The organism is Bradyrhizobium sp. LCT2, assembly GCF_009931255.1.
Taxonomy (GTDB): Bacteria; Pseudomonadota; Alphaproteobacteria; order Rhizobiales; family Xanthobacteraceae; genus Bradyrhizobium; species Bradyrhizobium diazoefficiens.
The window spans coordinates 3,715,334-3,730,820 of the sequence record NZ_CP034432.1; the positions used below are offsets into that span (position 1 = coordinate 3,715,334).

The 15,487-nt window shown below is 67.0% G+C and carries 10 protein-coding genes; 8 read left to right on the forward strand and 2 right to left on the reverse strand.

Features of this window, described 5'->3' with window-relative positions; translation table 11 throughout:
* The 6 genes from EI171_RS17890 to EI171_RS17915 all read left to right on the forward strand — a co-directional run bounded on the left by EI171_RS17890 (position 1) and on the right by EI171_RS17915 (position 7,912).
* On the forward strand, positions 1-783 hold the full coding sequence (locus EI171_RS17890; protein WP_028173242.1) for an ABC transporter ATP-binding protein: 783 nt from the start codon (positions 1-3) through the stop codon (positions 781-783).
* Between the two features lie 19 nt (positions 784-802).
* On the forward strand, positions 803-1,681 hold the full coding sequence (locus EI171_RS17895; protein ID WP_110116650.1) for an MlaD family protein: 879 nt from the start codon (positions 803-805) through the stop codon (positions 1,679-1,681).
* Between the two features lie 225 nt (positions 1,682-1,906).
* On the forward strand, positions 1,907-2,083 hold the full coding sequence (locus EI171_RS17900) for a DUF3311 domain-containing protein (protein ID WP_028173432.1): 177 nt from the start codon (positions 1,907-1,909) through the stop codon (positions 2,081-2,083).
* The gene (gene mctP / locus EI171_RS17905) at positions 2,073-3,563 is read left to right on the forward strand and encodes a monocarboxylate uptake permease MctP (protein ID WP_161534306.1); all 1,491 of its coding nucleotides are present in this window, start codon (positions 2,073-2,075) and stop codon (positions 3,561-3,563) included. Before EI171_RS17900 ends, mctP begins: the two co-directional genes overlap by 11 nt.
* 126 nt (positions 3,564-3,689) lie before the next feature.
* Positions 3,690-7,262 carry a PAS domain-containing hybrid sensor histidine kinase/response regulator gene (locus EI171_RS17910; RefSeq protein WP_161534307.1) on the forward strand — a complete coding sequence of 1,191 codons (3,573 nt, stop codon included), beginning with the start codon at positions 3,690-3,692 and terminating at the stop codon, positions 7,260-7,262.
* Positions 7,259-7,912 (forward strand): response regulator transcription factor, encoded by a 654-nt coding sequence (locus EI171_RS17915; RefSeq protein ID WP_161534308.1) that lies wholly within the window; start codon positions 7,259-7,261, stop codon positions 7,910-7,912. The genes EI171_RS17910 and EI171_RS17915 overlap by 4 nt, the downstream gene beginning before the upstream one ends.
* A gap of 68 nt (positions 7,913-7,980) precedes the next feature.
* Here EI171_RS17915 and EI171_RS17920 read toward each other — a convergent pair whose 3' ends face one another.
* Complete coding sequence (locus EI171_RS17920) at positions 7,981-13,692, reverse strand: negative regulator of septation ring formation (protein ID WP_097532224.1); 5,712 nt, start codon at positions 13,690-13,692, stop codon at positions 7,981-7,983.
* 399 nt (positions 13,693-14,091) lie between these two features.
* Here EI171_RS17920 and EI171_RS17925 point away from each other — a divergent pair, with 399 nt between their 5' ends.
* Positions 14,092-14,466 carry an Hpt domain-containing protein gene (locus tag EI171_RS17925; RefSeq protein WP_028173247.1) on the forward strand — a complete coding sequence of 125 codons (375 nt, stop codon included), beginning with the start codon at positions 14,092-14,094 and terminating at the stop codon, positions 14,464-14,466.
* A 171-nt stretch (positions 14,467-14,637) separates the two neighbouring features.
* Positions 14,638-14,958: a 2Fe-2S iron-sulfur cluster-binding protein gene (locus EI171_RS17930; protein ID WP_011088626.1), complete on the forward strand. Its 321-nt coding sequence runs from the start codon at positions 14,638-14,640 to the stop codon at positions 14,956-14,958.
* Between the two features lie 18 nt (positions 14,959-14,976).
* On the opposite strand, the gene EI171_RS17935 is transcribed toward EI171_RS17930, so the two are convergent.
* Positions 14,977-15,444: a thioesterase family protein gene (locus tag EI171_RS17935; protein ID WP_028173248.1), complete on the reverse strand. Its 468-nt coding sequence runs from the start codon at positions 15,442-15,444 to the stop codon at positions 14,977-14,979.
* Between the last annotated feature and the right edge of the window lie 43 nt (positions 15,445-15,487).

A 15,487-nucleotide genomic window follows, 5' to 3' on the forward strand; every position in this document is an offset into this window, starting at 1 on the left:
ATGGCCCAGGAAACTCAAAACGGGATCCAAAATCCCATCATCCGCGTCCGCGACATCACCGTGCAGTTCGGCGCGACGCGCGTGCTCGACGGCCTCAACCTCGACGTCAAGCGCGGTGAGATCCTCGGCTTCGTCGGCCCATCGGGCGCGGGCAAGTCGGTGCTGACGCGCACCATCATCGGCCTCGTGCCGAAGGTGGCAGGCTCCATCGAGGTATTCGGCGTCGACCTCGATTCCTCCAACACCTCGCAGCGCCGCAACGTCGAGCGGCGCTGGGGCGTGCTGTTCCAGCAGGGCGCGCTGTTCTCCTCGCTCACCGTGCGGCAGAACATCCAGTTCCCGATGCGCGAATATCTGCGCGTCTCGCAGCGGCTGATGGACGAGATCACCATGGCCAAGCTGACCATGGTGGGCCTGAAGCCCGAGGTCGCCGAGCGTTTCCCGTCGGAGCTCTCGGGCGGCATGATCAAGCGTGTGGCGCTCGCACGCGCGCTTTCGCTCGATCCGGACCTCGTTTTCCTCGACGAGCCGACCTCGGGCCTCGACCCGATCGGCGCCGGCGACTTCGACGAGCTGGTCAGGACGCTCCAGCGCACTTTGGGCCTGACCGTTTTCATGGTAACGCACGACCTCGACAGCCTTTACACCGCTTGCGACCGTATCGCCGTTTTAGGGAACGGTAAGATCATTGCGGCAGGGTCGATCGCCGACATGCAGGCCTCGCAGCATCCCTGGCTGAGGCAATATTTCCATGGCAAGCGCGCCCGCGCGGTCATGGGTTGAGTGGTAGCCGGAGTACCTGATGGAAACGCGGGCGAATTACGTACTGATCGGATCGTTCACGCTGGCAGTGATTGCCGCGGCGATCGGCTTCGTGCTGTGGTTCCAGTCGCTGCACACCACCAAGCAGCGCAGTCCCCTGCGCGTGGTGTTCGAAGGCCCGGCGGCGGGCCTGCGCAACGGCGGCAGTGTCAATTTCAACGGTATCCGGGTGGGTGAAGTGGTCTCGGTGAAGCTCGACAACCCGCGGCGGGTTGTCGCACTCGCCATGGTCGAGAACAACGCCCCGATCCGCAAGGACACCCTGGTCGGCCTCGAATTCCAGGGCCTGACGGGCGTCGCCGCAATCTCGCTCAAGGGCGGCGAGGAGGCAGCGCCGCCGCCGCCGCTCGACGAGGACGGCATCCCGACGCTGACGGCCGATCCCAACAAGCTCCAGGACGTCACCGAAGCGATCCGCGGCACGCTTCAGAACATCAACAAGATCGTCGCCGACAATCAGGAATCGGTGAAGAACTCGCTGAAGAACCTCGAGACATTCACCAACTCGCTCGCGCGCAACTCCGAGAAGATCGACGGCGTGATGGCCAAGGTCGACGGCGTGATGCTCAAGGCCGACAGCCTCATGCTCGGCCTCAACACGCTCGCCGGCGGCAAGGACGGCGGCGAGCTGTTCCAGGCGGTGAAGTCGATCCGCGAACTCGCCGACGATTTCGACAAGCGCTCCGGATTGCTGATCTCGGACGGCCGCCGCACCCTCGGCGACATCAGCCGCGCCGTGAACAATTTCGACCGCAACCCGACCCGCGTGCTGTTCGGCGCCAGCAACAGCGCGCCGGCAGCCGCCCCGCCGCCAGCCGAGCCGCCGAAGCCGGCGGCGAGCGAGCGCAAGCGGCAGTAGCGGTCCCTCCGTCCATCATTCGTCTCACGCGCGACACGCATCGGCGTCGCGCGATGACCGCGGCGTGCGCGCCGCTCAGGACGGCGAGAGTCCGGTGACGATACGAAAGTATGGGGGTCTGGCCGAGCCAAGGTAGGGGGCGGGGCCGGCGGCGATGTCAGCTATATCGCGCTCAAGTCGCGCGCCAAGGACGCGCGTCGTTTCACTCACAGGGGAGGAGAGCGCGTGGTACGCCTATTGCTGTTGTTGCCGTTCGTCGGCCTGATGATCGTGCCGTTCTACAATATCCGGGAGCCCCAGCTGCTCGGCTTCCCGTTCTTCTACTGGTACCAGCTCGCCTGGGTGCCGCTGACCTCGCTGCTCACCTACATCGTCTACAGGAGCGTGCGTCGTGCTGACTAATGTCGATAGCGCGGCGTTCGCCGTTTTCCTCGCACTGTTCGTCCTCGTCACCGGCATGGGCTTCGTCGCAGCGCGCTGGCGCAAGCCGGAGACGCTCGCCCATCTCGACGAGTGGGGCCTCGGCGGCCGCAAGTTCGGGACCTGGATCACCTGGTTCCTGGTCGGCGGCGACTTCTACACCGCCTACACGGTGATCGCCGTTCCGGCTCTGGTCTATGCGGTCGGCGCCTACGGCTTTTTCGCGCTTCCCTACACCATCATCGTCTATCCCTTCGTATTCGCGGTGATGCCGGTGTTGTGGAAGGTCGCCAAGGAGCGCGGCTACGTCACCGCAGGCGACGTGGTTCGCGGTGCTTACGGCTCGCGCGGGCTCGAGCTCGCCGTTGCGGCGACGGGCGTGCTTGCGACGATGCCTTACATCGCGCTCCAGCTCATCGGCATGGAGGTGGCGATCAAGGCGCTGGGGCTGAGCGGCGAGGTGCCGCTCGTCCTCGCCTTCCTGGTGCTGGCGCTCTACACCTATTCGTCGGGCCTGCGCGCGCCGGCGCTGATCGCCTTCGTCAAGGACATCATGATCTACATCGTGGTGATCGCCGCGATCGCGATCGTGCCGTCGAAGCTCGGCGGCTACGGCGCGATCTTCACCGCGGCGGATGCGGCATTCGCCGCCAAGGGATCGGGCGGCATCCTGCTGTCACCGGCACAGGTCGTGCCCTACGCCTCGCTGGCGCTCGGCTCGGCGCTCGCCGCCTTCATGTACCCGCACACGCTGACCGGCATCTTTGCCTCGTCCGGCGGCAACACCATTCGCAAGAATGCGATGCTGCTTCCGGCCTATACGCTGCTGCTCGGCCTGCTTGCGTTGCTGGGTTACATGGGACATGCGGCGGGACTGAAGCTCGCCAGCAACAACGACGTCGTGCCCGCGCTGTTCAAGACGCTGTTTCCGAGCTGGTTCGCGGGCTTTGCCTTCGCCGCCATCGCCATCGGCGCGCTGGTGCCGGCGGCCGTGATGAGCATCGGCGCGGCCAACCTGTTCACCCGCAACTTCTGGAAGGTGTGGATCGATCCGAAGGTGACGCCGGCAGGCGAGGCGAAGGTCGCCAAGATCACCTCCATGCTGGTGAAGGTCGGCGCGCTGCTCGCCATCCTCTTGATGCCGACGCAGTTCGCGCTCGACCTGCAGCTGCTCGGAGGCCTCTGGATCCTGCAGACGCTGCCGGCGCTGGTGTTCGGCCTCTATCTGAACTGGTTCTCGAGCACCGCGCTCCTGGCCGGCTGGGCCGTCGGCCTCGCAGGCGGATCGTGGCTGGCCTGGTCGGACGGGTTGAAGCCGCTGCACGGCATTGACCTCGGGTCTGGCCCGGTTGCGATCTACACCGGTCTGTTGGCGCTCGCCCTCAACATCGTGGTTGCCGTCGTGGTCAACCTGGTGCTCAAGCGCATGCCGCAGGAGCGGCTGTCCCGCGAGGCAGCCTGAGGTTGGCCTCACCGGCGGCCGGAGATCTCCGGCCGCCAATCCCTCCGGCATGAATAGCCTTCCATGCGATTGAAAACGCTCTAGTATCCGCCCCGGCGCTCCGGCCGCTCGTCGGGGGCGGATCGGATGGTCTCGGGTGAGGATGTCTTGCAGGCGTGGTTCGTTCTTGCGGTCGCTGCCGGCTATGTGACCACGCTGTTCCTGGTGGCCTGGTGGGGCGATCGGCGGAGCGCAGGTGGGCCGCTGGTCTCGCCAAATTCCTGGGCGGCCGCGATCAGCTACTGCCTGACGCTTGCGGTCTACAACACCTCCTGGAGCTTCTACGGATCGGTCGGGCGTGCCGCCACCAGCGGACTGGACTTTGCCACGATCTATATCGGCCCGACCCTGGTGTTGTTGTTCGGCCAGACGCTCCTGTCCAAGGTCATCGCGATCGCGAAGGCGCAGAACGTCACCTCCGTTTCGGACTTCATCGCCGCGCGCTACGGCAAGAGCCAGGTGCTCGCGGCCTTCGTGACGCTCGCATCGCTGCTTGGCGTGCTTCCCTATATCGCGCTTCAGCTCAAGGCCGTCGGCAAGAGCTTCGATTATCTGATCCTCCAGCCGGAGCGGGCGGGCGGCGAGGCGCTGCGGTTCTGGCAGGACTCCGCATTCGGCGTCGCCGCCTCGATGGCGCTGTTCGCGATCGTGTTCGGCGTCCGGCATGTCCACGCCAGCGAGCATCATCGCGGGCTGATGCTCGCGATCGCGTTCGAGAGCGTCGTCAAGCTGATCGCGTTCCTGATTGTCGCGCTGTTCGTGCTGTTCGGGCTGTCCGGCGGGCCGGGCGCCCTGCTGACGCAGTTTCAATCGGATCCGCAACTGACGGGAATCCTGAGCTTCGACCCGATGCAGCCGGTCTGGCCTTCGACGATCATCATCTCGGCTATCGCCTTCCTGTGCCTGCCGCAGGCATTTCACGTGGCCGTGGTCGAGAACGAGGCGCCGGTGCATACGCGCACCGCGGCGTGGCTCTACCCGGCCTATCTTGCGCTGTTCAGCCTGCTGATCCTGCCGATCGCTGCGGCGGGGCTCACCAGGTTCGGCGCCATGATGGACCCCGACACCTACGTCATCTCGCTGCCGATCGCGGCGGACGCGAGCACCGTCAGCCTGATCGCCTTCCTGGGCGGTCTGTCGGCCGCCACTGGCATGGTGATCATGACATCCGTCGCGCTCAGCACCATGCTCTGCAACGATGTCATCATGCCGCTGCTGCTGCGCTCGCGGTTCTTCGGCCTGCGTGCGCAGAGCCGGCCGATGACCTCCGTGCTGGTGGCGGTGCGCCGGCTCTCGATCCTCGGCATCCTGCTGCTCGCCTATCTGACGCACCGCCTGGTCAACCAGGCCTATCCGTTGACCGTGATCGGTCTGTTGTCGTTCGTCGCCGTCGCACAGTTCGGACCGGCATTCGTCGGTGGCTTGTACTGGCCGCGCGCCAACAAGGTCGGCGCGTCGGTCGGGATCGCGGCCGGATTCTGCATCTGGGCCTATACGCTGCTGCTTCCCTCGGCCGCGCCGCTCTGGCCCGCGGTCGGGGAGATCGTTCGCCTGGGCCCATGGCAGCTCGCCTGGCTCAAGCCAAACGCGCTGTTCGGTATCGACGGGCTCGATCCGATCTCGCATGCGACGCTGTGGAGCCTTGCGGCCAACCTCGTCTGTTTTCTGGCATTCTCGACACTCGGACGGCAGTCGACCGTCGAGCGCAACCAGGCCGCCGCATTCGCCGACGGCGTCGTCCGCGAGATGGTCCCGAAGCTGTCCTCGCGCGTGGTGGTTCGCCTCGACGATCTCCGCGCGCTGACGCTGCGTTTTGTCGGCGTGGAGCGGGGCTCGGCGGCTTTCGACGGCTATCTCGCCTCCCGCACGACAGGTACCGGGCCGCGTCTCGACCCATCGGGTCTCGTCGATCTCGACTCGATCCGATTCACGGAGAACCTTCTCGCCGGCGCAATCGGCGCGGCGTCGGCGCGCGTGGTGATCGCAGCTTCGCTGGAAGGGCACTCGCTGTCGCGGCGGGAGGCGATGGCGATGCTGGACGAGGCCTCCGAGGCGTTGCGCTTCAACCGCACGCTTTTGCAGAGCACGCTCGAAAGCGTACCGCAGGGCATCTGCGCGTTCGATGCCGATTTCAACATCACGGCCTGGAACGGCCGCTTCATCGCGCTGTTGGACCTGCCTCCGGACTTCGTGCGTGTCGGCCTCCCGCTGGCGGACCTGATCGCCTTCAACGTCGAGCGCGGCGAATATGCCGCATCCGAATTCGCCGCACTCCTGGTCAATCGTGACGTCGCCACGCAGAGCTGGCCCTATCTGTACGAGCGCAAGCGGCCGGATGGCACCGTGCTCGAGATCGTCTACGATCGCATCGCGGAGGGCGGCTACGTATCGACCTATACCGACGTAACCGAGCGTCACCGCGCGGCGGAAGCCCTGCGGCGGGCCAATGAGGATCTCGAGCTGCGTGTCCGTGAGCGGACCGAGGCGCTCGAGCGGGCCAAGGCGGAGGCCGAGCAGGCCAATCTCGGCAAGACCCGCTTCCTGGCGGCGGCCAGCCACGATCTGCTGCAACCGCTGAACGCGGCGCGGTTGTTCCTGTCCGCGCTCGACGAGAGTCTGCACATCTCCGCATCATCGGGCGGAGTCGACAAGGAGCGCAACCTGGCGAGCAGCGCGATCACGGCGCTACGCTCGACCGAACATGTGCTCGACAGGCTGCTCGACATCTCCTCCTATGATGCCGGCGCCGTTCGTGCCGAGCCGTTCGAATTCCCGATCGCGGATCTGCTCGTGCAGCTGAAGGTGGAGTTCTCGGCGATGGCGCGGGAGCGCGGGCTTGTCCTGCGCGTCGTCGATTGCGGGCTCGCGGTGCGCAGCGACCCGCATCTGTTGCGGCGGATCCTCCAGAACCTGCTGTCGAACGCGCTGCGCTATACGCCCAAGGGCCGTATCCTGCTCGGCTGCCGGCGGCGCGGCGGCGACCTGCGCATCGAAGTGTGGGACACCGGCGTCGGGATCGCGGCGGAGGATCAGAAGCGGATCTTCGAGGAGTTTCAGCGTCTCGCGCCCGGGCCGGAGAAGGGCCTGGGCCTCGGCCTTGCGATCGTGGATCGTGTCTCCCGGCTGCTGGGCCACGCCGTCGACGTCCGATCGCGGCCGGGACGCGGTTCCGGCTTTGCCGTCACGGTGCCGCTGGCGCGCGGCGCGGGGACATCGCTTCAGCGCAAGCCGGCAAGCCCGGCGCCCGCGGCCGCCGAGCGCGCGATGACGATCCTGTGCCTCGACAATGATGTGACCATTCTCGATGGCCTGACGGCACTGCTCGGCGGATGGGGGCACCATGTGCTGGTCGCCGCGGACGCTGACGGAGCGATGCTCGCTGCCGCGGCCAGTCCGCCGGATATCGTGCTGCTCGATTATCACCTCGATGGCGGCCGCAGCGGCTTGGACTTTCTCGATGATCTCAGGCAGAAGTCGGGTCGCGACGTCCGCGCGCTGGTCGTCACCGCCGATCGCAGTGAGGCGGTGCGCAAGGAGGCCGGGGCACGCGGCTGCGCGATCCTGTCGAAGCCGGTCAAACCGGCGGCGCTGCGGCGCTTCCTCGGCGGCGAAGCCCTGAGCCGGCAGTTCGGAGCGAAACAGAGGACATCCCCGGCGTGACCATGCGCATCCTCATCGGTGACGATCACCCGCTGGTACAGGCCGCTTTGCGCAGCGCGCTTTCGACCGCGCTGCCGGATCTCGACATCGTCGCCTGCCAGTCGCTCGACGAGGCGCTGAGCGTGCTGTCATCCCAGTCCGACGAGATCGACCTGATCCTGTGGGACCTGACGATGCCGGGCATTCAGGGATTTGCCGCGCTGTTCATCTTGTCGGCGCAGTTCCCGACGGTGCCGGTCGCGATCATCTCGGCGCGGCAGGATGCCGCCACGATCCGCCGCGCCATTGCCTATGGCGCGTCCGGCTATATCCCGAAATCGCTCAGCCTGCCGGAGATGGCCGACGCGATCACAAAAATCCTCGCCGGTGAAATCTGGATGCCGCCCAATGTCGGGGGACGGGGCTCGATCCAGAGCGCCGATGTCGAGCTGGCCGCGCGCATGGCCACGCTGTCGGCGCAGCAGCTCCGCATTCTCGCGATGATCGTCGAGGGCAAGCTCAACAAGCAGATCGCGGGCGAGCTCGACATTGCCGAGCAGACGGTGAAGGGCCATGTCTCGACCATCCTGCGCAAGCTCGGCGTCGGCTCACGCACGCAGGCCGCCGTCCTGGCCGAGCGGCTGTCGTTCGGCCAGCCCGGCGGCAATTGAGCCCAGGACATCCAAACGAAAACGGAGGCCGCGAGGCCTCCGTTTTTTATTCGCGATTGGCTTGAGTGTTACCCCAGCCGTCCCGCCGCGTGCGCGAGCAGCGTGTACACCAGGCCGGTCTCCGAGGTCAGGTGGCCGCGCAGCTCCTGCGGGCCGCGGCCGTCGCGGGCGACTTCGTCGAGCAGGCGTTCGAACTCAGCGACATAGCGGTCGACCGTGCCCTTGAAGTTGCGGTCGGCGCGATACTTGCGGGCGACCTCGTCGAAGGCCTTCTGGCCGGCGGGCGTGTAGAGGCGCTTGGTGAAGGCCTTGTTCTCGCCGCGCTGGTAGCGGTCCCACATCTCGGCGGCGAGGTTGCGGTCCATCAGCCGGCCGATGTCGAGCGACAGCGATTCCAGCGGATTGCTGCTACCTTGCGGAGCCTGCGGCTGCGGAGCCGGTGCAGGCTGGCGGCCGCGCGGGGCCTCGCGGCCGTTCGGAGCGCCCTGGTTGGCGTCCGTGCGGTTCAAGAGGTCCGACAGCCAGCCGTCGCGGCCCTGGTCGTTGCCAGCCGGCGCAACCGGCGGAGCTTCGGTGCGGCGCGAAGTGGCCGGCATGCCGAGGTCCGGCGGCGGCAGCGTCGAGGCGCTGCCGGTGTCGCGCAGGCGGGTCTCGGTGCTGCGAGCGCCGACGGCCGCCAGCAGCGGCTCTTCCTGGCGCTGCACGCTGGCGCGGCCCGCCGTCGAGACGTCGAGGCCACGGCCATGCTGGGCCACGATGCGGTTGAGCTCGGCGAGGGCCTCGATCTGGTCGACGATCACCTTGCGCATCTGCGCAGTGCTCTCGGCGGCCTCCTGCGGCATCTCGAGCACGCCGCGGCGCAGCTCGTTGCGGGTGGCTTCGAGCTCGTTGTGCATCTCGAAGGCCATCTGCTTCATGCTGGAGACGAGGTTGGAGAACTTCTCCGTCGACTGCTTGAACATCGCATCCGCCTCGTCGGTGGTCTGGCGGTAGATGTCGTGCATGGCGTCGAGGGTCTGCCGGTGCTCTTCCTCGGAGGCCGCGCGCACCGCCTCGAACTGGCGGGTGATTGCGGCGGAACCTGCGCCGGCGGTCTCCGCGACGACGCGGGCGATGTCGCGGGCGCGCTCTTCGGCCGCGGCCAGCGATTCATCGAGCAGGCCGGTGAAGCGCGACAGGCGCTGGTCGAGATCGGCCGTGCGCAGGTCGATCGTGGTGACGAGCGATTCCAGCGCCTGCTTGCGTTCGGCGAGCGAAGCGGTGGTGTTCTTGTTGCTCAGCTCGACGACCTGGGCGGCCTCGACGAGCGCCTTGCCGTGCGCGTCGAACTGGGTGGACAGCTCGCCGAGATCCTGGAGCGCTCGCGTGGTCTTCGTGTTGAAGACGTTGAGCTGGTCTTCCAGGTTCTGCGTCGCAGCGCCGTTGCGCGAGGTGACGTCGTTCATCGCCGAGACGAAGTCGGCAACGCGCGTCACCAGCGCCCGCTCGAGCGAGTTGAGGTTGTCGTGCGCACCGGTCAGCACCTCCTGGAGGAGGATGTTGCCTTCGCGCAGACGCTCGAACAGGGCGACCGTGTCGGTGCGCAGGATCTTGCTGGTCTCCTGCATCTCGGTGACGGCCGCGATCGAGACTTGGCGCGACTGGTCGATCGCCGCGCGCGAAGCCTGCTCGAGGTCCTTGAGCGACTTGCCGACCGCGCCGGTGGCCATCTCGCTCGCCGCGTTGATGGTGCGGGCGACTTCGGAGCCGTTGCCCATCATCGTCTGCGAGAACGCATGGCCGCGCGTCTCGATCGACTTCAGCGCGTCCGAGGTGACGCGGTCGATGTCGAGCGTGAGCTGGCTGGTCTTGGAGCCGATCGCATCGACCAGGGCGCCGCGCTTGGCGTCGATCATGTTCGACAGACGGTCGGCCTGCTGCTGCACGTAGGTGACGATCTCGTCGGTCTTGCCGGTCATGGCCTGGCCGAAGCTGCTGCTGGCGGCGAGCACGGAGCGCTCGACGTCGGCCGAGCTCGACTTGACCCGCGAGCTCGCCTCGTTGGAGGCGGAGATCAGCGCGTTCTGGGCGTTGAGCGCGCTGGTCTGGATGTCGTTGGTCGCGTTCGCGGTGGCCGCGCTCAGCGCGCGCTCGATCTCGGTCGAGATCGTGCGGATCTGGCTCGCGGCATCCGCCGAGGTCGAGGTCAGCGAGGTCTGCGCCTCACGCGCGCTGTTGAGGATGGTCGAGGCGGTGTCGGCGCCGACCGCGGTCAGCGTGCGCTCGATGTCCGTGGTCAGCGACTTGATCTGGCCTGCCGCGTCCGTCGAAGCGGAGATCAGCGTGCCCTGGGCCTCGCGCACGCCGCTGGTGAGCGCCTCGATGGTGGCGCCGCCGGCGGTCGCCAGCGCGCGCTGCATCTCGGCCGCGAGCGAACGGACCTGGCTGGTCTGTTCGGCCGAGACCGCGAGCAGGGTGCTCTGGGCGTCACGGGCGCTGGTCGTGATCGTCTCGGCGGTCGACTGGCCGACCTGCGAGAGCGAACGGTGCACTTCGGCCGCGAGCGACTTGACCTGGCTCGCCGCATCCGAGGACGCCGTGACCAGGGTGTTCTGCGCCTCGCGGGCGCCGGTCGTGATGGTCTCGGCCGTCGCGGTGCCGGCCATCGAGAGCGAACGCTGCACGTCCGAGGACAGCGCCTTGATCTGGTTGGCGGTCTCGCTGGAGGCCGCGATCAGCGCGCTCTGCGCATCGCGGGCGCCGGCGGTGATGGATTCCGCCGTGGTGGCGCCGGCCAGCGACAGCGAGCGCTGCACGTCGGCGGTGAGCGTCTTGACGTGGGTGGCCGCATCCGAGGAGGCGGTGACGAGCGTGGTCTGCACCTCGCGGGCGCCGGCCAGGATCGAGGCTGCGGTCGCAGAGCCGGCCGCCGACAGCGTGCGTTCGACGTCGGCCGCGAGCCCCTTGATCTGGTTGGAGGCATCGCCCGAGGCGGCAACCAGCGTCGACTGCGCTTCGCGGGCGCTGGTCAGGATCGAGTTCGCGGCACCGGTGCCGACCGCGGTCAGCGCGCGCTCGACCTCGGAGGAGGTCATCTTGAGCTGGGCGTTGACGTCGGAGGAGACCGTCATCAGCGACTGCTGCGCCGTGCGCGCCCCGGTCTGGATGGTCTCGCTGGTGTTGACGACGAGGTTGGTGAGCGAACGCTCGGCGTCCTCGACATGCGAGCGGATCGCGGTCGAGATCATCTCGGCGCGGGACATCATGTCCTCGCTGGCCTGGCGGCCGCTGCTTTCGATGCGGCCGGCGACGGCCTCGACGCGCGAGCCGAGCAGGTCCTCGAACTGCGCCACGCGCACGTCGATGTCGCTGGCGACCGAGCCGACCTTGGTCTCGATGGCCTGGTGGATGTCCTGGAAGCGCGCCGTGACCGTGTCGGTTAGGTGCATGCTGCGACCGTCGATGATCTCGGTGACGCCGGTGATGCGGCGGTCGACCGCCTCGATCGCCTGCGCGGTGCCGTCCGTGAGGGTCGAGGTCAGGAGGCTGAGGCGCGAGTCGATCGACTGCACGGCCTGCGATGCGCCGTTCGTCACCGCGCTGGTCAGGTAGGTGAGGCGGGAGTCGATGGATTCGAGCGCCTGCGAGGCGCCGCCGGTGAGCGTGGTCGTGAGGTGCGTCAGGCGCGTATCGATCGTCTGGATCGTTTGGGATGCGCCGTCGGTCAGCGTCGTCGTGAGGCTGGTCAGGCGGGAGTCGATGGACTCGAGCGCCTGCGAGGCGCCTCCGGTCAGCGACGTCGTCAGATGGGTGAGGCGGGAGTCGATCGACTGGATCGCCTGCGCGGCACCGTCGGTCAGTGACGCGGCGAGCGTGTTGAGTCGCCCGTCGATGGTCTCAGTGACGGACCTCGCGCGGGTGTCGAACGACTGTTCGAGCGCGGTGACGCGGCCGCCGAGCTGCTGGTCGAAGGTCTTGATGTGGCCGTCGATCGTGCTGTCGAGGCTGGTGATCTTGCCGTTCAGCGAGTCATCGAGGTTGGCGACGCGTTCGCCGACCGTGGTCTCGAACTGCATCAGGCGCTGGTCTAGCACGGCCGTGATCCGGCCGCCGTGCGAGGTGAAGCGGGTGTCGAAATTGTCGACATAGGTCTTCAGCGTCTCGGCAATGTCCTGCGTGCGCTGGCCCATGCGCTCCACGACCTCGCCGCCGAACGTCTTCACGGTGCGGTCGAACTCGGAGATGTGACGGGTGATCAGCGCGCCCAGCGTGCCGGAATCGCGGGCGAACTTCTCGACCAGCTCGGTGCCCTGGTTCTTCACCAGTTCGTCGAACGCGCTCATCTGGAGCGACAGCGAGTCGTGCGCGGTCTCGGTCTGGCTGACGACCTTGGCGACCAGGGTGTTGACGGTGGCGTCGAGCGCGTCGCTCGCCTTGTCGCCGGAGGTCATGATCTGGTTGGCGAGCCGGTTGCCGGCATCGTCGATCTTGGCGGAGAGGTCGTTGGAGCGCAGCTCGAGCTCGAGCAGCAGGGAGTCCGACGAATTCTTCAGGCTGTCGTGCACCTGCTCGGTGCGCTCGGAGATGCCGTCGACGATCGCGGCGGAGCGCTGCTCGAACTCGCCGGTGATGCGGTCGATGCGCTCGTTCAGCATCTCGTGGACGCGGTCGGCGAGGTCGACGAACTCGTCGTGGACGTGGCCGGTCTTGAAGTTGAGGCTGGTGGTCAGCCGCTCGCTGGCGTCGAGCACGGCGCGCGTGGTCTCGTTGCTGGCTTCCTCGAGGCGGTCGAGCAGGTCGCCGCCGCGCTCGCCGAGCGCGAGGATCATGTTGTCGCCGGCATTGCTCAGGGCGCCGGTGATGTGGGCGCCGCGCTCTTCGAGAGCGCCGGTGATGCTCTTGGCGACCTCGTCGACGCGCGAGGCGATCGCATCCGAGATCAGCGCGATGTCGTGGCGCAGGTCGATCTGCACGCCGGAGATGGCGCTGCGGACCTGCTCGGCCTGGCCGACCAGGTTGTCGCGCTGATGCGCGATGTCCTGGAGCAGGGCGCGGATACGCACCTCGTTGTCGGAGTAGGCGCGCTCCAGCGCCGCGACCTCGTTGGCGACCAGCGTCTCGAGCTCGCCGGCGCGCGCGATCGCGCGCTCGATGCCGTCGCCCATCGCCGCGACCTCGCGGCGGATGGCCTGGCCGACGGTGACCATGGAATCGGAGGCCGAGCCTTCCGGCTCGGAGAAGCGGATCGCAACCTGCGCCATCGCCTGTGCGATCATGCGCATTTCCTGGCCGCGCCAGACCAGGCTCGCGAGGAAATAGAACAGCATGATCGGCGCGAAGAACATCGCGATCAGGCCGGCGATGACGAGCACGCCACCGCTCTGGCCCATGGCGGCCTGGATCGAGGGCAGGAAGCCGACGGTCAGCGCGGCGCAGGCGGCGAGCCAGACGCCGGCGAAGATGGTGGCGAAGGTATAGACGCTGCGGGCAGGGCGGCCCTTCTGGAGCGCCTGGAGCAGCTGGCCGATGGTCTCGCGGTCGTCATTGGCGGCGCGGCGCGTCGAGCGCGGCTCCTCGATCGTATCGAACACGGTGGCCCGCTCGTTCGCGGCAGGGCGCGGCTCGAAGCTCGGCTCGTCAAAGATCGGGGGCTCCGGGGGCGCCACCGAAGACGCCGTTTCGTTGCGCATCGAGGCGTTGCGGCTGGTGTCCGCAGCGGTGTCGCTGATGTTCAGAGCTTCCTGGATCGCAGAAAGCGCAACTTCTGTCGGGTCTTTGACCTTTTTCGGAGTGTTCGCCATGTTCAGTCCGAGCCCTCGTTACTTGTACGCGTCCCCCCGCGAGCCCCGCGCGCTACGCAAGCCCACAGACCGGATCATGCCGCTTGCGCGGATCTTTCAGCCGTCCCCACCCGGACGGCTTGTCCGCCAATTTCTCCAACATCCTATTGGCAGAGCGTCGCGAATGAAATGCCCGCGATTAAGACAATCTTAATCATCGTTAACAGGATCGGGCCGTAACGCCTTAGCAATAAATGCAATTCTCCACCGGACTCGGCCGATTGCGGCAACTTTTCGTCAATAAACGGGCGGATTTACGTAAGGCGGCCCAAACATTTCGTTAACCATTTCCATGCTTGGCTGGGAGGAACCGCACCGCCGAACCGGCGGAACCGTCGCGCGATGCCGGGGTCCTGCGCCATGACGCCTGAACTGCAACGGATGGAATGGATGCCCTCGCCCCCGCTTGCGCCCGTCGACAGCCCGCTCGATCTCGACCACCTCTCCCGCATGACGCTCGGCGACGCCGAGCTGGAGCAGGAAGTGCTCGCAATGTTCGCCGAGCAGGCGGTTCGCCTGCTCGCCGCGATGACCAATTTGCCGGCCGAGGCCGGCGCGCTCGCGCACAAGCTCAAGGGCTCGGCCCGCGGAATCGGCGCCTTTGCGGTAGCGGATGCCGCCGCTCACCTGGAGACCGCGATCCGGACCGGCCACGACCGGCACCACGCCTTCGCCGCGCTGAAGGAGGCCGTGGCCGAGGCCCGCGCCGCCATCGAGGCGATCCTGAAGCACTAGGCCGGCAACCCCGCAAAACGGCGGTGTCTCTAGTCGTTTGTTTTGACGCGTTTTCTGCCCGCAAACCGGGATCCAGCTCGCATCAAAACGCTATGGCGCCGGGCTAACCGACCCGTTATAGGACAGCCCGGACCCTCCTTCATTCCCAACATCGCGGCAGCACGAGCACACATGGCCAAGATTCACTTTGTCGACCACAAGGGCGAAACCCGTACGGTGGAAATCGAGAACGGCGCAACCGTGATGGAAGCCGCCATCCGCAACAGCATTCCCGGCATCGAGGCCGAATGCGGCGGCGCATGTGCCTGCGCGACCTGCCATGTCTATGTCGACGAAGCCTGGCGTGAGAAGGTCGGCAGCCCGACGCCGATGGAAGAGGACATGCTCGACTTCGGTTTCGACGTGCGCCCGAACTCGCGCCTGTCCTGCCAGATCAAGGTCTCCGACGAGCTCGACGGGCTGGTCGTGTCGACGCCGGAACGCCAGGCCTGATCCGACCGTTCCCCTGCATCAGGTGCCAGGCGGCGCGACCTCGATGCCGCGCTTGTGCCAGGGTCTGAGCTTCTCGACGATCTCCGCGGTCAGCGGCGCCGGCCGCCGCGTCGCCTCGTCGAGCATGACGCCGACCGACGTCGCCGAGGCGATGCATTTTCCCTGCGAGAACACGACCTGCTCGAAGGTCACTGACGTCCGTCCCAGTTTCACCACGCCGAGGCCGAGCTCGATCGTGTTCGGCCAGTGCAGCTCGGCGCGGAAATGGATGTCGAGCCGCACCATGATCCAGGCGAGGCCCGGCGGCGTCAGCCCGTAGTCCGGGCTCTTCATCAGGGTGACACGGCCGGTCTCGAAATAGGTCGCATAGACCGCGTTGTTTACGTGCTGGTTGGGATCGAGATCGCCGAAGCGGACGTTGTCGCTGAGGCGGTAGGGGTAGTCCTCCAGGCGCGGCGTCGTATCGAGGCGGCTTGGTGCGTTCACCGATTGATCTCCGTCATATCCAGCCTCGTTACAGCCCAGTTAT